This is a genomic window from Acinetobacter sp. GQ146 (assembly GCF_059758585.1).
Genome location: NZ_JCAXDV010000006.1, coordinates 24,168 through 45,349, shown reverse-complemented (window position 1 = coordinate 45,349; position 21,182 = coordinate 24,168). Strand labels below are relative to the sequence as shown.

The following is a 21,182-nucleotide window of genomic DNA, read 5'->3' as shown; positions in this document are numbered from 1 at the left end:
TTTACTCTGGCACCATTAACGCGATAAACGGAATTCAGCTTTCCCGTTGGCGGTATATGGTGACAATGAAATCTGTTCATTGTTCAAGCTTAATGACACGGCTGATGCATCATCCAAACGGATTTGGAATGGAGATTCACCATTTAAAGTTAAAGTGTTGGCTTGACGACCTGTAGCCAAAACTTTCCCAGTAGAGTCAACAATATGCACGGAAGTCGGTCGACTGAAATTCAACACCAATTGATCACCGGATGCCGCATTAGCGCCTTCGACTGACAATACTTCAACGTCAGACTTGCCACTGTCTGCAGCATTATTGCTAGAGCTGCTTGATGAATTCCAACTCTGAATGCTGCCTACAATTGCAGCCAAAATCAATAAGATAATGATCGCAATAATTGAACGCTTTAACCACTTACGATTACGCTCACTTTTCGAACCCGGTAATTTCCCCATAATTTTAATAGGAGAATTATCCAGCGCATGATTTGGCACCATACCAGTATCGTTGGCATAGATTTCATCAAAGCGTTGAATAAGCGATGTAGCATCAACATTCAGATATTTGGCATAAGTCCGATAATAACCTTTAATAAAGGTCGCTTCAGGTAATGACTTATACTCATCGTGCTCTAATGCAGTTAAAGTTTTTACAGGAATTTTTAAATCTGCAGCAACTTGACTTAATTCACGCTTTTGGGCAATACGTTTTTGGCGCAAGTATTCTCCAGGACGCTGGACATTTCCTAATGCATTAGGTACTACGCTTGAACCATTCGATTGCGGTGAATTAGGATTTACTTCCATACGGCCTCAGTACTGTACTGTAATTGCAAATAACGTTTGTATTCTTGGCTATCTGGGAACAACGCACGCAGTTGATTGATCAACACTTGCATTCCCATCTTGTCGCCATTGGCACGCGCAATACGGATACCAACCCATAAGGCTCGCGCACTTTGATTTTTCTGCCCAACCAGACGAACAAACTGTTCATACAACTGGGTTGCTGCAGGAATTTGTTGTCTGGAATAAAAAATTTCCGACAACTCTAGCATTGAAACATAAGAATTCGGATTCACCTGTAAAGCCTGTTTAAAGGCTTTCTCCGCATTTGCGGTATCGCCCAGCTTTAAGTAAATACGACCCAAATTTTCCAATGCCTTAAAGCGCTGATCATAACCAAGTGTCGACCCAGCAATGCTCAACTGCTCAATCGCTTCATTATAACGTTCTACGACATATAAATACGTACCATAGTTGTTACGAGCTTGTGCATTTTTCGGATCTGCAGAAATCGCACGCTTAAAATGCGATTCTGCTTTTTCCATATTCGCAGGGCTACCCTCTTGCTGCAACAGCACACCCATCATCATATTGGCAGTGGAGTCTCGTGGCTCCATTTCCAATGCTTGATCTAGTGCCCGTTTTGCAGCATCCAGATCGCCCTTACGAATATATTCGGCTGCCAATTGAGTACGCACTTCTACTGCTTTCTCTGGGTCTTTTTTAAACCCTGGTGCTGACGAAGTGGTTGTTGTAATACACCCGACCAGCGACATTGAAAGACAAAACATTGTAATACATGCAAGTTTATTCGTGGGTTTACTCAATTGACCGCCCCTTTGTTATCCTTTTGAGCGCAAAATCTCATTCCGCTCAGCTACTTTCTTCTTCCACTGTTCTGCACGACGTGTTCGGTCAGCCACTTGACCGACCAACTGACCGCATGCAGCATCAATGTCATCACCACGTGTCTGACGAATCGTACACACAAATCCTGCATCAGACAAAGTTTTTTGGAAAGAAATAATGCGGTTACGGCTAGAACGTCCGTATGGCGCATGCGGGAACGGATTAAATGGAATTAAATTAATTTTACTTGGTAAATTCTTTAACAATTTCAATAACTGCTGTGCATGTTCTGGCTGGTCATTCACACCATCCAACATCACATATTCAATCGTGACATGACGTCGAGCACTTTCATTTCCATCTTTGGCCAAATATCGCTGACATGCAGCAATCAGTTGTTCTAATGGATATTTTTTATTAATAGGCACCAATTCATTACGTAACTCATCATTCGGCGCATGTAAAGAAATCGCCAATGCCACATCAATATCTTGTGCCAATTGATCAATTTTCGGCACTACACCTGATGTAGACAAAGTCACACGGCGCTTAGACATACCATATGCAAAGTCGTCGAGCATTAACTGCATTGAACTTAACACGGCATCATAGTTGAGCAAGGGCTCGCCCATACCCATCATCACTACATTGGTGACGGTACGCTCGCGTTCTGCGACGGGAACCTCTTCCATATAAGAGTAGTTCGCCATCCACAACTGACCAATAATTTCTGCAGGGCTTAAGTCACGCTGGAAACCTTGCTTACCTGTTGAACAGAAAGAGCAGTCTAAGGCACAACCCACTTGTGAAGAAATACACAAGGTTTTACGCGCCCCAGTTTTATCTTCAGCAGGAATTAATACGGTTTCAACCAATGAACCGGCACCATCCCCCACACGGAACACCCACTTACGGGTTCCATCTTTAGAATAATTACGATGCACAACTTCTGGCGCTTTAATTTCACAAACGCGCTCTAATTTTTCACGCAACTTGCCTGAAATGTTGGTCATTTCAGCAAAATCAGTCACGAAATATTGATGAATCCACTTCATCACCTGTCCTGCGCGGAACTTCTTTTCACCCATGGCTTCAAAGAATTGTTCCAGCTCAGCACGTGACATGCCCAGTAAATTTACTTTTTCCACAGAAGATTGTTGTGTTGGAGTGGACAAAGATTGTTGCGATTCATCAGAAGTTGCAGATGAAACGACCACTTCAGTACTCATGTGTAATTACCTAAACCATGTCGAAGATAGAAGAGATTGCTCAATATTCAAGCAAATAATTTTGAAGAGAATAAAAAAACCAGATAAGCAGTATAACACTTATCTGGTTTGAAGTGTCTCGATTAACGAGTGCGTGGGCAAACTTCAGTTTGAGCGAAGAAGTAGTTCACTTCGCGATCAGCAGATGCAACTGAGTCAGAACCGTGAGCAGCGTTTTCGTCGATGCTTACAGCGAAATCAGCACGGATTGTACCAGGAGCAGCTTCTTTAGGGTTAGTCGCGCCTAAGATTTCACGGTGAGCAAGAACTGCATTTTCACCTTCAAGAACAGATACAACAACTGGACCAGAAGTCATGAACGCAACTAAGTCAGCAAAGAAACCACGTTCTTTGTGTTCTGCGTAGAAACCTTCTGCTTCAGCTTGAGAAAGGTGTTTCATTTTAGTCGCAACGATTTTAAGACCAGCTTTTTCGAAACGAGCAAAGATGTCACCAATGTGGTTTTTAGCTACTGCATCTGGTTTAACGATAGATAAAGTACGTTCAATAGCCATGATCGGCTCCTTAAGTCAAATTAGACGTGAAAATTTTGCCGCATTATACCGAATAATGAGCAATTATCAGCTTTTGAAATGTAAAAAAACTGGATTTTTTCGATGTGCCGTTCGAAAAGCGCTAGATTAGCTGGCTTCGTCGATCCAAGCCATTTGAATGGCTTCAAGTAGACCTTCAGTTGACTTCGTAGGATCATCAGAAAAATCAGGTAATGCACAGACCCATGCATGTAAATCGGTAAAGCGAATCCACTGTGGGTCCACATCTGGATGTGCTTCATACAATTCAATGGCAATATCCATGGTATCGGTCCAACGTAAACCCATGACTGTTCCTAAATCTCGACAATGTTCGTGCTACTTTAACAAATTTTAGCCCTACTGAAAAATCAGCAGCCCATTTAGTTATAAAACAATCTGAAACATGGGGGCACAGGCAATAATCACGGCCGCCACACTAGCCCCAATCACTGCCCCTACAGCAACATCACTCGGATAGTGCAAACCCAAAACCATCCGAGACAAAGCCACCAACACCGTAAAAGGCAACATCAAAACCAATAATGCAGGCTGAATAGAACCGATCACGACGGTGGCCATGACCGCATGCAATGTGTGCCCTGAAGGAAAACTAAAATGATCTAAAGGACGCTCACACAAGCGAATGACCTGATGTACCTGATAAGGTCGCGGACGCACTGTTTTTATCTTTAAAATCTTATAGATAGCTGTACCCAATAGCGAACCCAAAATGAGATAGAGCATTTGTAGACTATAAGATAAACCTTGTAATAACCACAGGCTCATCAACATCAGGTACCAAAAAATACCATCACCTAACCGGCTTACCTGTTTAAAAAAATACGCCACTCGTTCTGAATGGGAAAAATGATTCAGATATAAACAACCTTTCAAGTCGAGATCGAGTATTTTTATTTTTGCATTCTTAAAATTCATATTTTCTCTCCTCAGCTTTGCTAAAGTGCTTTAGGCGATCATTTGTGTTTCCTTTGCCACGTGATAAAGAGCTTGCTCGAGTTGAGAAACAGGCAATTGCCATCCCATTTCTAATACTGTATTTCGAGCATGTTGTCCCATTGCATTTAATGTTTGCGTACTCGGTAAATTCTGCATATGGCGTGCAAAAGCATCGACATCATTTAAGGGGCTGAGCCACCCTGTAAGTTCATGTTCAACATGTGCATGTGCACAGGCGTAATTATACGCCACAACTGGTAGACCACTGGCCATTGCTTCTAAAACAACGTTACCAAAGGTTTCAACCTGACTGGCAAAAACAAAAACATCCGCACTGGCATATACACTAGCAAGATTCTTACCAGTCAAACTACCCGTAAAGATGACTCCATGTGGCTGCCCCAGACTTTCTAGACGTTGACGATCTGGTCCATCGCCTGTAATCACCAGTTTGTAGTGCTTCTTGCCGTGTTGCCGCATACATATATAGTTACGAATCAGCACATCAATTTCTTTTTCCGGGGATAGTCTACCGACATACAGCATCACCACCGTTTGACTATCCGCACCCCAATTGCACCGATATGCATCGGAGCGAAAGACTGATGAAAACTGCTGAGTGTCCACCCCTCGCCCTACGACGACTAAAGGACACTTCACGCCGAACTGTTTTAGGGCGCGCTCAGTATCTTTGCTGGGCACACAGGTCAGTTGCGTATTGTTATGAAACCAGCGTAGATAGTGCTGGATTGGCTTCACCAGAAAAGCCAAATCAAAGAACCGGCTGAAGTCCTGAAATGGGGAGTGAAAGCCACTGGAAATCGGAATTGCCTTACTCTTGGCAGCATGCAGTGCCGTTAAACCCAGAGGACCTTCTGTGACGATATGCACCACATTGGGCATGAATTCTTCTAGCGCATTGGCCACTTTAATAAATTGCGGGCGACCAAACTGCAAATTCGAATATTTAGGAATATTTTGGGCAGCAACGAGACATTCTTTATTTGGAACAAACTCATAACAGATTTGTGTCTGGCTCGGGCGAATCAGTAAAATTTTATGCCCTTGCCGCTGCAACCCCTTACACAATTGCATTAACGATAAAGCCACCCCATTCACTTCTGGTGGCCATGTTTCAGTGACAATTGCAATTTTTAACCGTGGGCGAACCAGATCTCTTAAAACACTTATTTCTTCTACGCTGTTTTTGTTTTTGTGTAATTTAAAATAAAACTTAAAACTGTCTGGAAAATCTTGTTGTTTTAGCAGGCCCACAGTGGATATGTTAGACATATGACACCTATTGCTTAATTTTGTATTAGCATAGATGTCGAGTTTGACAGTTTGATGATAAATTCATGACAGATTCAATATAGACCACCAGCATATTGTAAAGATTATCTAGTCATCTCTTCTCTTTTCAGCACCCAATCTTGGTTATCTCGCTCAACCTGATAAGTTGGTAAGTTCATCAAACCAATCCATGCAAATAATTTTTCCAACCGCTCCACTTTTTCAGGGTTAAACTGCTGTGTCTCTCGTTCTTGTAAGCGCTTTAATTCCTGATAGGTAGATAAACCTAAAGTCACATCTACAAATGCGTCTTTCGGAATTTTAGTGGTATATATTGGTCTGGTGGGAAGCTCCACCCGATGCTAAAGCTGACCATCTAGCTCAAACTCCCTTTGAGCTGAATAATGATATCCAATATTCGCCGAGGATATATTTTTAACAATTCGCACTTCTTCCTCATATGCCCATTCTTGCATTTTATAGAGAAAACCATGCTTCAGAAGATTTTCATTTACCTACCAATTTAACAGGCTCGAATTACCTATGGAGAGTAAATGATCAATATTGGCGGCATTAACACCTTTGGGCACTGTTTTTAAATATCTAACTTCGCCTTTCTGGGCTGGAATTACATATTGATCAATATTTTCAAAGCCAGCTTTTTCAGTATCAATCCCGATGACCATTCCTTTGTAGCTATCGGCATAATGCGACCACATCAGTGGATTCAAAGCCGTTCTGGTTAGACTCAAAATACAATATTTTCTCGAAAAACGATTACGGAATGCATTGATTGCAACGGGTAAAGAAACATCTAAATCATAAAGCCCCAAACCAGTCCCTTCAAATGGATCATTAAAATCCTCTAAATGAGAAAACCCCAACGTACTTGTTTCTAAAATCTTCAATCCCGCTTCAAAACTAACATATTTATATAAAATCATTTTTATTATCCAATAAAAAACCCTCGCTTTCGCAAGGGTTTTATAGCATAAAAATCAGCTAGATCAGAAAATTAGTTCTTCTCTTTATCTACGATTTTGTTTGCTTGAATCCAAGGCATCATCGCACGTAATTTAGCACCCGTTACCTCAATACCGTGTGCAGCATTTTGACGACGACGCGCAGTCATTGATGGGTAGTTCAATGCACCTTCGTTGATGAACATCTTCGCGTATTCACCAGATTGAATACGTTTCAGTGCATTACGCATTGCTTCACGTGACTGTTCGTTGATGACTTCAACACCAGTTACATACTCACCATATTCAGCGTTGTTAGACACTGAGTAGTTCATGTCCGCAATACCGCCTTCAAACATCAAGTCAACGATTAACTTAAGTTCGTGTAAGCATTCGAAGTAAGCCATTTCTGGTGCATAACCAGCTTCAACCAAAGTTTCGAAGCCCATTTTAACCAATTCAACAGCACCACCACAAAGAACTGCTTGCTCACCAAATAAGTCAGTTTCAGTTTCTTCGCGGAAAGAAGTTTCGATGATACCGGTACGACCACCACCTACGCCAGAAGCATAAGAAAGTGCAAGATTACGAGCATTACCAGAAGCATCTTGATGGATCGCGATTAAGTCAGGTACACCTGAACCACGTTGGTATTCTGAACGTACTGTGTGACCTGGTGCTTTTGGCGCAACCATGATGACATCTAAGTCTTTACGTGGAACAACTTGGTTATAAAGAACAGAGAAACCATGCGCAAATGCTAAAGTTGCACCTTCTTTGATGTTTGGTTCAATCACATCACGATAAAGTTGAGCTTGGAACTCATCTGGAGTCAAGATCATCACGACATCAGCTTGAGCAACAGCAGCTGGAACTTCAGAAACTTTAAGACCTGAATTTTCAGCTTTTTTCCAAGATGCTGAACCAGCACGTAAACCTACAGTGACATCTACACCAGAATCTTTCAAGTTAAGCGCATGTGCATGGCCTTGTGAACCGTAGCCAATGATCGCTACTTTCTTAGATTGGATGATAGATAAGTCACAGTCTTTATCGTAAAAAATTTGCATTGTTGTCTCCGCTAGAATGCTATCTTTATGGATCACTTATTCACCTGTTGCCGAGCATCCTCTCTATGGGCGTTACTCAAAGTTATTTGTGAATAAGTGAGTCTTTCAATTTTGAATTAAATCGTTAAAACTTTTTCACCACGGGCAATACCCGATACACCTGAACGCACAACTTCTAAAATTGTGTTTTCCGCCAAGGCATCAATAAAGCCGTCGATCTTTTCCGTCGTACCCGCAATTTGAATGGTGTACGTGGTTGGTGTCACATCAACAATCTGCGCACGGAAAATATCCGCTGTACGCTTAATTTCAGCGCGTGCTGAACCAAGAGATTTAACTTTAATCAGCATCAGCTCACGCTCAATGTGTGCGCCTTCTGATAAGTCCACCACTTTTACCACTTCAACCAATTTATTCAATTGCTTGGTGATTTGCTCAATTTTATGATCATCACCATAGGTGGTCAGCGTCAAACGCGACAAAGTTGGATCTTCTGTTGGGGCAACATTTAAGGTTTCGATGTTGTAGCCACGTTGCGAGAATAATCCGACTAAGCGAGAAAGCGCACCAGCTTCGTTTTCAACGAGTACAGAAATAATGTGTCTCATGAAGTACGCTCCCCTTTACCTAACCACATATCTTTCATCGACTGACCCGCAATCAACATTGGGTAAACGTGTTCAGTACGATCTACCATGACATTAATGAATACACATTTGTCGTTAATTGCCATCGCTTCTGCAAGTTTCGATTCAAGCTCATCGGCATGGTCAATTTGAATACCCACGTGACCGTAAGCTTCCATCAATTTAGCAAAATCAGGCAATGACTCTACATAAGAACTTGAGTGACGTCCTTCATAGTTCATGTCTTGCCATTGTTTTACCATACCCAAAGCACGGTTATTCAAGCAGAGAATTTTTACATTTAAGCCATATTGCTTACAGGTAGAAAGTTCTTGAATACACATCTGAATGGAGGCTTCACCAGTAATACACACCACTTGCTGATCTGGGAATGCAAGCTTCGCTGCCATTGCATATGGCAAACCTACACCCATGGTGCCTAAGCCACCCGAGTTGATCCATTGGCGTGGACGAGTGTATTTATAGTAAAGCGCACCAAACATTTGATGCTGACCGACATCCGAAGTAATGATGGCTTGGCTATTGGTGATTTTATCTAAAGCTTCAACCACCTGTTGCGGCTTCATTGAACCATCAGTTGGTTTGTCATAGTTCAAACCATGCACTTTGCGCCATTCATTGATTTGTGACCACCAAGCCGCAATCGCTTCAGGATTTGGCTTTGACACATTCATTTGCTTCAACTGCACCAGCATTTCTTGTAAAACTGGCTCTACCGCACCCACAATTGGAATATGCGCAATAATGGTTTTTGAAATCGTCGCAGGGTCGATATCAATATGAATTACTTTCGCATTTGGACAGAACTTTGCAGGATTATTGGTGACACGGTCATCAAAACGCGCGCCAACACACAAGATCACATCCGCATTGTGCATAGTCATATTGGCTTCATAGGTACCATGCATGCCCAACATACCGATGAACTGTTCATCGTTTCCAGGGAAAGCACCTAAGCCCATCAAGGTATTGGTTACTGGATAGCCCAACAAATGTGCCAATTCAGTTAAAAGTGCTGATGCATTACCCTGCACAACCCCGCCACCCGTATAAATAACAGGGCGTTTGGCATTGATCAATTCATCAATCGCTTTACGAATTTGACCTGAGTGACCACGGTGTGGTGGTTGATAAGAACGCATCTTCACTTTTTCAGGATATTCGTAAGCAAACTTCTCTGCAGGATTCGTCGCATCCTTTGGAATATCAACAACCACTGGACCTGGTCGACCAGAAGCCGCGATATAGAAGGCTTTTTTGATAATTGCAGGAATTTCACTGGCATGACGCACTTGGAAACTATGTTTCACGATAGGACGAGAAATACCCACCATGTCTGTTTCTTGGAATGCATCTTCCCCAATTAAATGTGACGCAACCTGACCAGACAAAATCACCATTGGGATTGAGTCCATATAAGCAGTTGCAATTGGAGTAACGGTATTGGTTGCGCCTGGACCTGAAGTGACCAGTACTACACCTGTTTTACCTGTAACGCGTGAATAAGCATCTGCCATATGACCAGCAGCTTGTTCATGACGTACGAGATAATGATTGATTTTGTCTTGTTGAAAAAGCGCATCGTAAATGTGTAAAACTGCGCCGCCTGGGTATCCAAAAACATGTTCAACGCCTTCGTCCGCTAATGCGCGAACAAGCATTTCACCACCAGATAAAAGTTCCAACGTGATTCACCCTAATCTTTTATCACCGCTTGATGGGAGACATCAGCAGTGTTCATTCATTAATTGTCTGCACTGTTATAGCACACATATTTCATAGTTTTCATGGCAATAGGAAAAAAATCCGATCCGTTTGCTGTTTGAGCAATATGGGATCTAAAACATGTTGGGATAAACATATTTTTATTTGCTTTGTTCACCATCTCGGCTAGAGATGACGCCCATTGCATGACATGACACTTCTTCGAAGGGTGATCGAAAGAAGGCATATAAAACTAAAGACAGCATTTTTCTTGTTTAAACTCGTATTGTCAAGTTGAAAAATCAGCTTTTTTTTGATTACACACAGACCGTATATTTTTTATTCTAAAATTATACTTTTGCTGACCAGTTCAAGCATTCAGAAAAATTTGAGCAACGGTAATAAAAAATCTACTATCCCTCTAATTTTACGAAAATAAATCCATTTAAATCTTGGCCATTTTTCTCAAGAATTGCTTGTTCTCAATAAAAATCGACCTATACTATTTAGCACAATCAATATTCAGCACTTCCCTCGTAAAACACAGGATGATGCTGTTTTTTTCAACACCACTTTCCCTGCATAGAAATAAAATAGGATGATGCGTATGTCTCTTTCATTCCATTCGCTGAGCGGTGCAACCCTTGCCTGCGCATTATTATTTTCCAGCACATCGCTCTGGGCCAAAGATTATTACAAGTGGGTCGATGCCAAGGGCTCAACGCATTACACCACGACCCCACCACCCAAAAGCGCACAAAAAAAAGGCAAAGTACAAACTTATGGGTGGAACAATTCAGCCCCTAGTACGAGTCGTGGCAGTAACCCTGCTGTAGAAACACAAGCCAATAATTCAACCATGCCCGTGAATACTACCGCGACAGCTAAACCAGCAGCGAACATGGCTAACGACACGACGAAGACAACGACCAACATGACTCCTCCTCCCGCTGAGGGCAAAGCAATTCCTGCCCCTAAACTGGATGGAAAAAATTACAGTCCTGAATAAAATCAGCTTTTACGAAATAGTTTAATTTTTCTTACTGTTCAGCCGCTGCAAAATTCACATTTAGGTGCATTTTGCGCTATGCTGTGCAGCAAACTTTTAACCGTTGTTCCTTAATACGTTTATGACTACTCATATTGACCCTGAATATCAAGCTAGTGCGATTGAACCCACTGTCCAACAAGACTGGGAAAATCGTAAAGTCTTTAAAGTTGCCGACACTGTAGAAGGTCCTCGTCGTTACATTCTGTCGATGTTCCCTTACCCAAGTGGCAAGCTGCATATGGGTCATGTGCGTAACTACACCATTGGCGACGTGATCAGCCGTTTTCACCGTTTAAAAGGTGAAACTGTATTACAACCAATGGGTTGGGATGCTTTTGGTCTCCCTGCGGAAAATGCCGCGATTGCACATCAAGTTGCGCCAGCCAAATGGACCTTTGAAAATATCGCCTATATGCGTGATCAATTGAAAAAGCTCGGTCTTTCAATTGACTGGGATCGTGAATTTGCAACCTGCACCCCTGAGTATTACCACTGGGAACAATGGTTATTTGTACAGCTTTATAAGAAAGGCTTGATCTATCGTAAGCTTTCAACCGTAAACTGGGACCCTGTCGATCAAACCGTTTTAGCCAACGAACAGGTTGAAAATGGTCGTGGCTGGCGTTCAGGTGCATTGGTGGAAAAACGCGATATTCCAATGTACTACTTCCGCATCACTGATTATGCGCAAGAACTCCTCGATGACCTAGACTCACTCAAAGACGGCTGGCCACAACAAGTTTTAACCATGCAACGCAACTGGATTGGTCGCTCGACTGGGATGGAAATTACCTTCCCTTCAGCAAATCCTGAGATTTATGCAGATGGCTTAACGGTTTATACCACACGTGCCGATACCTTAATGGGTGTGACCTATGTTGCCGTGGCAGCAGAGCATCCAATGGCACTGAAAGCCGCAGAAAATAATCCTGAGCTTGCTGCATTTATTGAAGAATGCCGTATGGGTTCAGTTGCTGAAGCTGACTTGGCAACAGCCGAGAAAAAAGGCATGGCAACGGGTCTATTTGTTAAGCATCCAGTGACTGGCGAACAAGTACCAGTTTGGATTGCTAACTACGTACTCATGTCTTACGGTTCTGGCGCTGTGATGGCCGTGCCTGCGCATGACGAACGTGATTTTGAGTTTGCCAACAAGTTCAACCTACCAATTAAGCAAGTCATTGATGCCAGAGGTGCTGACGATGCAGATTACTCTGCAACTGAATGGCAAGAATGGTATGGTTCTAAAGAAGGTAAACTGGTTAATTCTGGCGAGTTTGATGGTTTAGAATTCCAAGCAGCATTTGATGCCTTCCTTGCAAAATTAGAACCGCAAGGCCTAGCAAATTCTAAAGTTCAATTCCGTTTACGTGACTGGGGTGTTTCTCGTCAACGCTATTGGGGTTGTCCAATTCCAATGATCAACTGTGACACTTGTGGTCAGGTTACTGTTCCAGAAGATCAATTGCCTGTGGTCTTACCAACGGATGTGGTTCCGGACGGTTCAGGTAACCCACTCAACAAGATGCCTGAGTTCTATGAAACTAAGTGTCCTTGCTGTGGTGGCGATGCACGTCGTGAAACTGACACCTTAGATACCTTTGTCGAGTCTTCTTGGTACTATGCTCGTTACGCCTCTCCAGACTTTACTGGCGGTATGGTGAAGCCTGAAGCAGCACAATCTTGGTTGCCAGTGAACCAATACATTGGTGGTGTAGAACATGCGATTCTGCATTTACTTTATGCGCGTTTCTTCCATAAATTGATGCGTGATGAAGGTGTGGTACAAGGCAACGAACCATTTACCAACTTGCTCACGCAAGGCATGGTTTTGGCAGACACCTTCTACCGTGAAGCTGAAAATGGCAAGAAAACTTGGTTTAACCCAGCGGATATTGAATTAGAACGTGACGAGAAAGGTCGTATTCTTTCTGCGAAATATTCAGGTGATGGTCAAGAAGTGGTGATCGGTGGACAAGAAAAAATGTCCAAGTCGAAAAACAACGGCATTGACCCACAAGCGATTATTGATCAATACGGTGCAGATACCGCACGTGTCTTTATGATGTTTGCTGCACCGCCAGATCAATCACTAGAATGGTCTGATGCAGGGGTTGAAGGTGCCAACCGTTTCTTGAAACGTGTCTGGCGTTTAGCGACAGGCTTCCTTGAAAAGGGCAATCAAGCCACTGCCATCGATAAAGCCAATTTATCGAAAGATGCGCAAGATTTACGTCGTAAAACCCATGAAACGATTCAAAAAGTCGGTGACGATATTGAACGTCGTCATGCATTCAACACAGCCATTGCCGCATTGATGGAATTGCTCAATGCCAGCAACAAGTTTGAAGCCAAAGATGACAATGATGTTGCCGTTGCACGTGAAGCGATTACGACGTTGTTGACATTACTTGCACCATTTGCACCACATTTGAGTCAGACGTTATTGACGCAGTTTGGTATTGAACTAACGCAAAGCTTGTTCCCTGTGGTGGATGAGTCAGCATTAACGCGTAATACGCAAACTATTGTCGTTCAAGTGAATGGTAAATTACGTGGCAAATTAGAAGTATCGGTTGATGCATCGAAAGATGAACTTTTGGCTCTAGCTAAGGCGTTACCAGAAGTACAACAATTCTTAACAGGTCCAACCAAGAAAGAAATTGTCGTACCGAATAAATTAGTGAACTTGGTGGTTTAACTCAATCTCCCCTAACCCCTCTTTCGTAACGAGGGGAACGCCTTCCTTTGCAAAGGGAGGTTGGGAGGGATGTCTAACTAAACCTAAACAAAGCCCGTTTTCATTTAACGGGCTTTGCTACTAAAATCATAGATGTTTGAAATCAATTGGTATTACACTGCAAAGTCGCGGCATTGACAGAGGAAAACACATGCATTTAGGCAAGCGTTTCGCAACTATTATTCTAACTTGCGGTCTAGGTGCAGGTTTAGTGGGCTGTGGTTTTCACTTAAAAGGCACACAACCTTCGGCAACCCCTGTGGCCTATGCCCAAATGAGCTTGTCTTTACCCAAAGATACTGAAGAATTAGAAGAAAAATTATCCATTTATTTAGGTACAGCCGGTGTGCAACTCAGCAATAACCCGAATGCCTACCGCTTACATGTATATAGTTACACTCCTGTACGCCAAGAATTACGTGGTAAATTAATTGAAACCTTATTGCGTTTGAACGTGACTTTCCGCATTGAAGATGCACAAGGTAATCCTGTGACTGAAATGCGTACCGTGACCGCTTCTCGTAGCTATCAATATAACTTGGCGACGGTCAACACCGATGACCAAGAAGAGAAATTCTTAAAACAAGTGCTGGTTGATGATGTAGCACAACAGATTGTGCGTCAGATTTCATCCAATCGTTTACCGAAAGTGACGAATACCACAACTCAGCCTTAATTGTAATTGCTATATGAAACTCGACTATTTGCAGGCCCTGAAACGCATTCCAGAAGCACGTGGTGCATGGGTTCTGCATGGTCAAGAACCCTTACTGGAACAAAACCTGCTCGATGCCTTTCGCAAGAGCTGGCAAGAACAGAATATTGAACGTCAGCGCTACGACCTATCCAATGTCAGTGACTGGAAAACTGTCTTTAATGCCCTCAACAGCTTGTCGTTATTTTCTACCCAGCTCGCAATTGAAGTGCATGGCAATATCAAGCCAGATGCCAATGGCATCAAACTGTTGACCCAATATCTGCAACACAATGAACAGAATTTATTGTTAATTGTAATGCCGAAACAAGACAGCAGTAGTTTAAAGTCCGGTTTCTTTAAAGTCATTGATGCCAATGGCGTCAATGTGTCGCTGACGGCACATTATCCGCAAGATCGACAACGGATTTTAGCAGTTGAAGCAGAAAAGCTGGGCATTCAACTGGCGAATAATGCATGGCAGTGGCTAGAACAGCATCATGAACATAACTTGTTGGCGGCTAAAAATAGTTTGATGCGCGTGCGGGATACCTTTCCCGATTTGGCCCAAATTGGCATCGAGCAACTGCTCAGCTGTTTACAAGACCAGTCCCGTTATAGCACCTTTGATTTAAGCGATGCCTTACTGGAAGGCAACTTTGCGCAAGCGGTCAAGATTTACCAATATTTACTGGCTTCGGGTGAACCGATGAGTCTGTTGCTCTGGAGCATCAGCAAAGAAATGCGCCTGTTGATGCAGCTGTTTGAACAACCGCAAAATGCATTGCAGTTGGGAATTTGGAAAACCAAAGTCAGTCTGTATCAACAGGCTTTACGCCGACTACATCCTAAACAATTCTTAAGCTGGCCTGCGCTTTTGTTGCGAATCGATGCATCGATCAAAGGCTTAAGTAAAGAAAACCCTGAACATCTGATCTTACAAGCCATCAGCATGCTTTGTGGTAAAAATTTATTTTTAAATTAAAAACCTAAAGCTCTGTCAAACTGATGCATCTAGCTAAAGAAGCGTGCAAACCAGCTTTTACCTTTTTTCTGCTCCTGAGCACGTAAATAGTGCAACATATTGTCACGCACTGCATCCACATAATCCTGATCATCATGCTGAATATGGTTAATTAACCATTTAGACAATAAACGATGTAAATCGTGTTCAACCGATTCCCCTTGAGCAAAGCGCTGGCGACAATCATTCAAACGTTTGACAAATAACTCATGAATGCCTCGATGCGAGGGTAAATATTGATAATTGACTTGCTTGAGCAAATTTTCTTCAAAACTAAAATGCGATTGGGTATAGTCAATCAAATCATCTAACACATCGCTAATTTGGTTGCGCTGCCCACTTATGCGGATCTGATCCAGCGTATTAATATATTCCAGAATTTGTCGATGCTGATTGTCAATCACCTCAATTCCAATATTAAATTTTTCACTCCACTCCATGATTTCCCTCACATTATTTTCATTAAGTTATTTTTTATTACAGCAACCCATTTAGGTTTTATCTTTAACCAAAAAACCCATACTTTTTTTATGGAATTAAATATTATCTGCTTTTTAGTTCTAAATCTATAGGAAAATAAAGTGTAAATTTTCGGTGAGGAGCATTCATATAAGCTGGCGATACAACATAAAAATCTTATCGTTTAAAGCAGCCTATAAGCATTGATCATGCATCATTTAAGAATCGGGACGAAAAAAGCGGACAGATTCCGCAAAATCTAGTAAAGAATAGTTATCATTTGCAAATTCTGTAAAAAATCCACGATTTATCCGTATTTCACTTTTATACTAGCCGTGATTATTTTTTACTCCCTGACCTGCTATGCCAAAAATAAAATTCTTTAAAATGATGATCGCACTGCTGTGTATTGCCCTGCTTGCCTTTTTGGCTTGGAATTACTTCAAACCCAAACAAGAACAACCGCAATACATTACCGAGGCGGTCAGCCGTGGCGATTTAGAAAATACGGTTTTGGCAACAGGTACACTAGATGCCACCAAGCTGATCAGCGTAGGGGCACAGGTATCCGGTCAGGTACAAAAAATGTATGTGCAATTGGGCGATGAAGTAAAACAAGGTCAGCTGATTGCGCAAATTGACTCTACCACTCAGGGAAATAGCCTGAAAACTGCTGAAGCCAATATTAAGAATTTAGCGGCGCAACGTTTGCAGCAAGAAGCCAACCTAAATGAAGCACAATTGGCCTATAAGCGTCAGCAACAAATGTTTGCCCAAGATGCCACCTCGAAAGCTGAACTTGAATCTGCTGAAGCCACTTTTAAAACTGCCATTGCGCAGGTGAAAGCGATTGATGCACAAATTGAGTCTGCCAAAGTCACCAAGTCGACTGCACAAACCAACATTGGCTATACCCGTATTGTGGCACCGACTGATGGCACTGTGGTGGCCATTGTGACCGAAGAAGGACAAACGGTGAACGCTAACCAAAGTACGCCCACCATTGTCAAAATTGCCAAACTGCAAAATATGACTATTAAAGCGCAGGTCAGTGAAGCTGACATTATGAAAGTCGAAAAAGGCCAACAAGTCTATTTCACCACCTTAGGCGATGACAGCAAACGTTATGCCAGCCTGCGCCAGATTGAACCTGCACCCGACTCGATCAGCAATGAAAGCAGTACCACTTCAAGCTCGTCGAATACTGCTGTTTACTACAATGCTTTATTTGATGTGCCTAACCAGGATGGCAAACTGCGTATCGATATGACCGCACAGGTGTATATCGTGCTCGATGCTGCAGAAAATGCCTTGTTGGTGCCTTCTACGGCAATTTCTAATCGTTCTGCGAAAATGAAGCAAAACACCACAGCTCAAGCCGTGGCTTCGTCTGCAGACAACAAATCCGATGCAGCACCGACACAAGCTCCCAAACTTGAACGTTTAAAGCTGAATGCAGCGCAACAACAATTGCTGAAAGACGGTAAAGCCAGCTTAAGTGTGGTGCGTGTATTACAGGCCGATGGTTCTGCCCAGCCCAAACAAGTTTTGATTGGTATTAATAACCGTGTACATGCACAAGTCTTGGCGGGTTTAAAAGAAGGTGATCAAGTGGTGATTGCTGACAGCTCCGAAACCTCAGCAGCCAGCGCCAATAGCGGTAATCGTCGTCGTAACGGCCCACCAATGGGAATGTAAGCATGACAAAAAAAGCCTTGCTTGAAGTCAGCAACTTGGTCCGAGAGTTCCCTGCTGGCGAAAGCACTGTTCAAATTCTCAAAGGCATTGACCTGACCATTTATGAAGGTGAACTGGTGGCCATTGTGGGTCAATCTGGTTCAGGTAAATCCACCCTCATGAATATTCTGGGCTGCCTAGACCGCCCAACTTCAGGCAGTTATCGGGTCAAAGGCCAAGAAACAGGACAGCTAGAACCAGATCAGTTGGCAGAGTTACGCCGCGAATATTTCGGCTTTATTTTCCAGCGTTATCATTTACTCGGTGATTTAACCGCGGAAGGCAATGTTGAAGTCCCTGCAATTTATGCAGGCACAACGCCCTATGCACGTAAACAACGGGCCACCGCCCTCCTCACCGAATTAGGATTGGGCAATAAAACCCAGAACCGCCCGAACCAACTCTCGGGTGGTCAGCAACAGCGGGTTTCGATTGCCCGCGCCCTGATGAATGGTGGTGATGTGATTCTTGCCGATGAACCGACGGGTGCATTGGACTCACATAGTGGTATCGAAGTGATGCGGATTTTACGCGAACTGAATGCCGCAGGTCATACCATTATTTTGGTCACGCATGATATGCAGGTGGCCAAGAATGCCAGCCGTATCATTGAAATCAGTGATGGCGAGATTATCGCCGACCGTGTCAACCAGCCCGAATATGACACCGAACTGCATCAAGATCCTGATGCTGAAACGGCCATTTCAGCGCAACAAGAAAAAAATAAAAGTGTTTCCGCATGGCGCTCCCTGCTGGACCGTTTAGGTGAGGCCTTTCGCATGGCTTTACTCTCGATGAATGCCCACCGCATGCGAACCTTTCTGACCATGCTGGGGATTATTATCGGGATTGCCTCGGTGGTGACTGTGGTGGCCTTAGGGAATGGTTCGCAAAAACAGATTCTCAGTAATATTAGCAGCTTGGGCACCAATACCATTACCGTGTTTCAGGGTCGTGGTTTTGGTGATAACTCCAAAACTGCCAGCTTTAAAACACTGGTGCCAAGTGATGCAGAAGCTCTCGCCACTCAACCTTATGTCAGTGCCGTCAGCCCGATGGTGAGTTCTTCTCAAACGCTGCGCTATCAACAAAATGAAGCCAGCGGCACCATCAATGGCGTCGGTGGCGATTATTTCACGGTCAAAGGCCTCAGCTTTAAAGATGGGCAAACTTTCGATCAACGTAGTGTTCGTGACCGCACCCAAGATGTCGTGATTGACACCAATACGCAAAAGCAGTTTTTTAGTGATGCCGCGAATCCAATTGGACAAGTCATCTTGCTCGGTAGCGTACCCGCACGGATTATTGGCGTGGTAGAGCCGCAAAACAGTGCCATGGGATCGGATGACACGCTAAATGTCTATATGCCTTACACCACCGTCATGAGCCGTATGCTGGGGCAAAGTAATGTCCGCAATATCATTGTGCAAATCAATGACCAATACTCCACCAGTGCCGCTGAAAATGCGATTGTGAATCTGCTGACCCAACGTCATGGTCAGCAAGATGTATTTACCATGAACAGTGACAGCATCCGTCAAACCATTGAAAAAACCACCAGCACCATGACCCTGCTCGTCTCAGCAATTGCCGTCATTTCCTTGGTGGTTGGTGGTATTGGGGTGATGAACATTATGCTGGTTTCCGTGACCGAACGGACGCAGGAAATTGGCGTGCGTATGGCGGTGGGTGCACGTCAAAGCGATATTCTGCAACAATTCTTGATTGAAGCGATTCTCGTCTGCTTAATTGGCGGGGTATTGGGTGTATTGCTCTCGCTCGGCTTAGGTCAAATTATCCAGAAATTTGCAGGTGGAAATTTTGGCATTGCCTACTCCACGACTTCAATTATTGCCGCCTTTGTCTGCTCGACCTTGATTGGGGTGGTTTTTGGCTTCTTACCCGCCAAAAATGCCGCCAAGCTCGACCCTGTTGCCGCCCTTGCCCGAGAATAAGGACACATTATGCACTTTTCATTTACTCGTTTGTGTACGGCAATGCTGCTGAGCAGTTCTTTGCTGGGGTGTGCCGCAGTGGTAAAAACCCCCTATCAAGCACCTACCGTACAAACTCCTGCCCAGTTTCAATATGATCGGGCAACCGCTCAGCAACGCCAGCAAGCCATTTATGCCGACCAATGGTGGACATTGTTTGGTGATACCCAACTGAATCAACTGATTGATGCCGTACTGGCAAAAAACAGCGATTTGGCTGTTGCAGGTATGACCCTGAAACAAGCTCGATTACAGGCTGATTTGAGCGAAAATCAGCAAAAACCTCGGGTGAGCTCCACAGTTTCTACAGGACATCAATTCGAGCTGAATTCGGGAGATGATCAATCTAGCGGCTTATCTTTGGGTGCTGGACTCAGTTATGAATTGGATTTATTTGGCAAGTTAGCACGTCAGACGGAAGCCAAAAAATGGGAAGCCTTGGCAACTGAGCAGGATTTGCAAGCCACCGCTCAAAGTTTGATTGGCACAACTGCAAAACTGTACTGGCAACTGGCGTATTATAATGAAAGCCGCAGTACCTCACAGCAAAGTCTAGCCACCTCACAAAAGCTGTATGATTTGGTCAAGGCTCAATATCAAGCTGGCTCAGTATCTGGTTTGGAGCTGACTCAAGCAGAGCAGTCGGTACAAAGCCAAAAAGCTAGCCTCAGTCAAATTCAGCAAAGTCTGGTGGAAACCCGTACTGCGATCGCGGTACTACTGCATATGCCAGTGCAACAACTGAATATTCAAGAGCCGCAACGTTTACCACAGCTGACCTTACCGAGCATCGCAGCAGGTTTACCGGCCGAGATTCTGTCGCGTCGTCCAGATTTAAAAGCCTCAGAATTACGCCTGCGTGAAAGTTTAGCCACTAAAGATGCGACCACGGCGAGCTACTACCCTTCGATTAGCTTGACGGGGAATTTAAGCAGTAGTAGCACCTCTTTAACCCAGTTGCTGCGTAATCCAGCCCTGACTTTGGGTGCCAGTGTCAGCCTACCCTTTTTGCAATATAACGATATGAAAAAGGATATTGCAATAAGCCAGCTGGATTATGAAAAAGCCATTGTGCAATATCGTCAAAGCCTCTATCAAGCCTTTGCCGATGTGGAAAATGCCTTATCTGCACGGAGTGAACTGGATCAGCAAGTGAAGCTACAACAGCGGAATCTTGAATTGGCTGAAAAAGCGGAACGCCTGACTGATGTGCGTTATCGTTATGGTGCCGTCGCCTTAAAAAATTTACTGGATCAACAGGAAACTACACGCAGTGCACGTCTAACTTTGGTGAATACCAAACAGAGTCAATACAATGCTTATGTCACGTTGTTGCAAGCTTTGGGCGGCAGCCCGATTCCGCAACTGTCTGAATAAAAATCCAATTAAACTCATAAAAAACGGCACTTCA

Annotated in this window: 20 protein-coding genes; 7 read left to right on the top strand and 13 right to left on the bottom strand. The window is 43.5% G+C overall.

The window, feature by feature from the left end; all coding sequences use genetic code 11:
• Positions 1 to 15: 15 nt before the first annotated feature.
• The 12 genes from AC6CHI_RS11055 to AC6CHI_RS11000 all read right to left on the bottom strand — a co-directional run bounded on the left by AC6CHI_RS11055 (position 16) and on the right by AC6CHI_RS11000 (position 10,053).
• Positions 16 to 807, bottom strand: a complete 792-nt coding sequence (locus AC6CHI_RS11055; RefSeq protein ID WP_498121294.1) for a helix-turn-helix domain-containing protein — start codon at positions 805 to 807, stop codon at positions 16 to 18.
• A complete protein-coding gene (pilW, locus tag AC6CHI_RS11050) occupies positions 798 to 1,562 on the bottom strand; it encodes a type IV pilus biogenesis/stability protein PilW (RefSeq protein WP_498121412.1) in 765 nt (254 codons plus the stop codon). Before pilW ends, AC6CHI_RS11055 begins: the two co-directional genes overlap by 10 nt.
• A 66-nt stretch (positions 1,563 to 1,628) precedes the next feature.
• Entirely contained in the window at positions 1,629 to 2,864 is a 1,236-nt protein-coding gene (gene rlmN / locus AC6CHI_RS11045; protein WP_498121293.1) for a dual-specificity RNA methyltransferase RlmN, read from the bottom strand.
• Between the two features lie 122 nt (positions 2,865 to 2,986).
• A complete protein-coding gene (gene ndk / locus AC6CHI_RS11040) occupies positions 2,987 to 3,418 on the bottom strand; it encodes a nucleoside-diphosphate kinase (RefSeq protein WP_016166212.1) in 432 nt (143 codons plus the stop codon).
• Positions 3,419 to 3,544: 126 nt separating this feature from the next.
• On the bottom strand, positions 3,545 to 3,745 hold the full coding sequence (gene iscX / locus AC6CHI_RS11035; protein WP_116760462.1) for a Fe-S cluster assembly protein IscX: 201 nt from the start codon (positions 3,743 to 3,745) through the stop codon (positions 3,545 to 3,547).
• Between the two features lie 78 nt (positions 3,746 to 3,823).
• Complete coding sequence (locus AC6CHI_RS11030) at positions 3,824 to 4,375, bottom strand: phosphatase PAP2 family protein (protein ID WP_498121292.1); 552 nt, start codon at positions 4,373 to 4,375, stop codon at positions 3,824 to 3,826.
• A gap of 30 nt (positions 4,376 to 4,405) precedes the next feature.
• Positions 4,406 to 5,689: a glycosyltransferase family 4 protein gene (locus AC6CHI_RS11025; RefSeq protein WP_498121290.1), complete on the bottom strand. Its 1,284-nt coding sequence runs from the start codon at positions 5,687 to 5,689 to the stop codon at positions 4,406 to 4,408.
• 104 nt (positions 5,690 to 5,793) lie between these two features.
• Positions 5,794 to 6,045: a hypothetical protein gene (locus AC6CHI_RS11020; RefSeq protein ID WP_498121288.1), complete on the bottom strand. Its 252-nt coding sequence runs from the start codon at positions 6,043 to 6,045 to the stop codon at positions 5,794 to 5,796.
• 159 nt (positions 6,046 to 6,204) lie between these two features.
• Positions 6,205 to 6,633 carry a DUF2971 domain-containing protein gene (locus AC6CHI_RS11015; RefSeq protein WP_498121287.1) on the bottom strand — a complete coding sequence of 143 codons (429 nt, stop codon included), beginning with the start codon at positions 6,631 to 6,633 and terminating at the stop codon, positions 6,205 to 6,207.
• 71 nt (positions 6,634 to 6,704) lie between these two features.
• Positions 6,705 to 7,721, bottom strand: a complete 1,017-nt coding sequence (gene ilvC, locus AC6CHI_RS11010; RefSeq protein ID WP_458893001.1) for a ketol-acid reductoisomerase — start codon at positions 7,719 to 7,721, stop codon at positions 6,705 to 6,707.
• A 116-nt stretch (positions 7,722 to 7,837) separates the two neighbouring features.
• On the bottom strand, positions 7,838 to 8,329 hold the full coding sequence (gene ilvN / locus AC6CHI_RS11005; RefSeq protein WP_004697653.1) for an acetolactate synthase small subunit: 492 nt from the start codon (positions 8,327 to 8,329) through the stop codon (positions 7,838 to 7,840).
• Positions 8,326 to 10,053 (bottom strand): acetolactate synthase 3 large subunit, encoded by a 1,728-nt coding sequence (locus tag AC6CHI_RS11000; RefSeq protein WP_458893002.1) that lies wholly within the window; start codon positions 10,051 to 10,053, stop codon positions 8,326 to 8,328. Before AC6CHI_RS11000 ends, ilvN begins: the two co-directional genes overlap by 4 nt.
• A gap of 626 nt (positions 10,054 to 10,679) precedes the next feature.
• On the opposite strand from AC6CHI_RS11000, the gene AC6CHI_RS10995 reads away from it, so the two are divergent.
• The 4 genes from AC6CHI_RS10995 (at position 10,680) to holA (ending at position 15,542) form a co-directional block, all read left to right on the top strand.
• On the top strand, positions 10,680 to 11,081 hold the full coding sequence (locus AC6CHI_RS10995; protein WP_498121285.1) for a DUF4124 domain-containing protein: 402 nt from the start codon (positions 10,680 to 10,682) through the stop codon (positions 11,079 to 11,081).
• Positions 11,082 to 11,202: 121 nt separating this feature from the next.
• Positions 11,203 to 13,824, top strand: a complete 2,622-nt coding sequence (gene leuS, locus AC6CHI_RS10990) for a leucine--tRNA ligase (protein ID WP_498121284.1) — start codon at positions 11,203 to 11,205, stop codon at positions 13,822 to 13,824.
• Between the two features lie 190 nt (positions 13,825 to 14,014).
• Complete coding sequence (locus tag AC6CHI_RS10985; protein WP_458893005.1) at positions 14,015 to 14,539, top strand: LPS-assembly lipoprotein LptE; 525 nt, start codon at positions 14,015 to 14,017, stop codon at positions 14,537 to 14,539.
• A 13-nt stretch (positions 14,540 to 14,552) separates the two neighbouring features.
• Positions 14,553 to 15,542, top strand: a complete 990-nt coding sequence (gene holA / locus AC6CHI_RS10980) for a DNA polymerase III subunit delta (RefSeq protein ID WP_458893006.1) — start codon at positions 14,553 to 14,555, stop codon at positions 15,540 to 15,542.
• Positions 15,543 to 15,571: 29 nt separating this feature from the next.
• Here holA and AC6CHI_RS10975 read toward each other — a convergent pair whose 3' ends face one another.
• Positions 15,572 to 16,021, bottom strand: coding sequence for a bacteriohemerythrin (locus tag AC6CHI_RS10975; RefSeq protein ID WP_458893007.1), 450 nt, complete (start codon positions 16,019 to 16,021; stop codon positions 15,572 to 15,574).
• A 382-nt stretch (positions 16,022 to 16,403) separates the two neighbouring features.
• On the opposite strand from AC6CHI_RS10975, the gene AC6CHI_RS10970 reads away from it, so the two are divergent.
• The 3 genes from AC6CHI_RS10970 to AC6CHI_RS10960 are packed head-to-tail and all read left to right on the top strand — an operon-like array spanning position 16,404 to position 21,148.
• On the top strand, positions 16,404 to 17,738 hold the full coding sequence (locus AC6CHI_RS10970; RefSeq protein ID WP_498121282.1) for a MacA family efflux pump subunit: 1,335 nt from the start codon (positions 16,404 to 16,406) through the stop codon (positions 17,736 to 17,738).
• Between the two features lie 2 nt (positions 17,739 to 17,740).
• Entirely contained in the window at positions 17,741 to 19,732 is a 1,992-nt protein-coding gene (locus tag AC6CHI_RS10965; protein WP_498121280.1) for a MacB family efflux pump subunit, read from the top strand.
• 9 nt (positions 19,733 to 19,741) lie between these two features.
• On the top strand, positions 19,742 to 21,148 hold the full coding sequence (locus AC6CHI_RS10960; protein WP_498121278.1) for an efflux transporter outer membrane subunit: 1,407 nt from the start codon (positions 19,742 to 19,744) through the stop codon (positions 21,146 to 21,148).
• Positions 21,149 to 21,182: the final 34 nt, after the last annotated feature.

What these genes read in the sequence shown, in the direction of transcription:
- AC6CHI_RS11055 (WP_498121294.1), bottom strand. Translation starts at nt 807, where the DNA reads ATGGAAGTAAATCCTAATTCACCGCAATCGAATGGTTCAAGCGTAGTA.
- pilW (WP_498121412.1), bottom strand. Translation starts at nt 1,562, where the DNA reads ATGTCGCTGGTCGGGTGTATTACAACAACCACTTCGTCAGCACCAGGG.
- rlmN (WP_498121293.1), bottom strand. Translation starts at nt 2,864, where the DNA reads ATGAGTACTGAAGTGGTCGTTTCATCTGCAACTTCTGATGAATCGCAA.
- ndk (WP_016166212.1), bottom strand. Translation starts at nt 3,418, where the DNA reads ATGGCTATTGAACGTACTTTATCTATCGTTAAACCAGATGCAGTAGCT.
- iscX (WP_116760462.1), bottom strand. Translation starts at nt 3,745, where the DNA reads ATGGGTTTACGTTGGACCGATACCATGGATATTGCCATTGAATTGTAT.
- AC6CHI_RS11030 (WP_498121292.1), bottom strand. Translation starts at nt 4,375, where the DNA reads ATGAATTTTAAGAATGCAAAAATAAAAATACTCGATCTCGACTTGAAA.
- AC6CHI_RS11025 (WP_498121290.1), bottom strand. Translation starts at nt 5,689, where the DNA reads ATGTCTAACATATCCACTGTGGGCCTGCTAAAACAACAAGATTTTCCA.
- AC6CHI_RS11015 (WP_498121287.1), bottom strand. Translation starts at nt 6,633, where the DNA reads ATGATTTTATATAAATATGTTAGTTTTGAAGCGGGATTGAAGATTTTA.
- ilvC (WP_458893001.1), bottom strand. Translation starts at nt 7,721, where the DNA reads ATGCAAATTTTTTACGATAAAGACTGTGACTTATCTATCATCCAATCT.
- ilvN (WP_004697653.1), bottom strand. Translation starts at nt 8,329, where the DNA reads ATGAGACACATTATTTCTGTACTCGTTGAAAACGAAGCTGGTGCGCTT.
- AC6CHI_RS10995 (WP_498121285.1), top strand. Translation starts at nt 10,680, where the DNA reads ATGTCTCTTTCATTCCATTCGCTGAGCGGTGCAACCCTTGCCTGCGCA.
- leuS (WP_498121284.1), top strand. Translation starts at nt 11,203, where the DNA reads ATGACTACTCATATTGACCCTGAATATCAAGCTAGTGCGATTGAACCC.
- AC6CHI_RS10985 (WP_458893005.1), top strand. Translation starts at nt 14,015, where the DNA reads ATGCATTTAGGCAAGCGTTTCGCAACTATTATTCTAACTTGCGGTCTA.
- holA (WP_458893006.1), top strand. Translation starts at nt 14,553, where the DNA reads ATGAAACTCGACTATTTGCAGGCCCTGAAACGCATTCCAGAAGCACGT.
- AC6CHI_RS10975 (WP_458893007.1), bottom strand. Translation starts at nt 16,021, where the DNA reads ATGGAGTGGAGTGAAAAATTTAATATTGGAATTGAGGTGATTGACAAT.
- AC6CHI_RS10970 (WP_498121282.1), top strand. Translation starts at nt 16,404, where the DNA reads ATGCCAAAAATAAAATTCTTTAAAATGATGATCGCACTGCTGTGTATT.
- AC6CHI_RS10965 (WP_498121280.1), top strand. Translation starts at nt 17,741, where the DNA reads ATGACAAAAAAAGCCTTGCTTGAAGTCAGCAACTTGGTCCGAGAGTTC.
- AC6CHI_RS10960 (WP_498121278.1), top strand. Translation starts at nt 19,742, where the DNA reads ATGCACTTTTCATTTACTCGTTTGTGTACGGCAATGCTGCTGAGCAGT.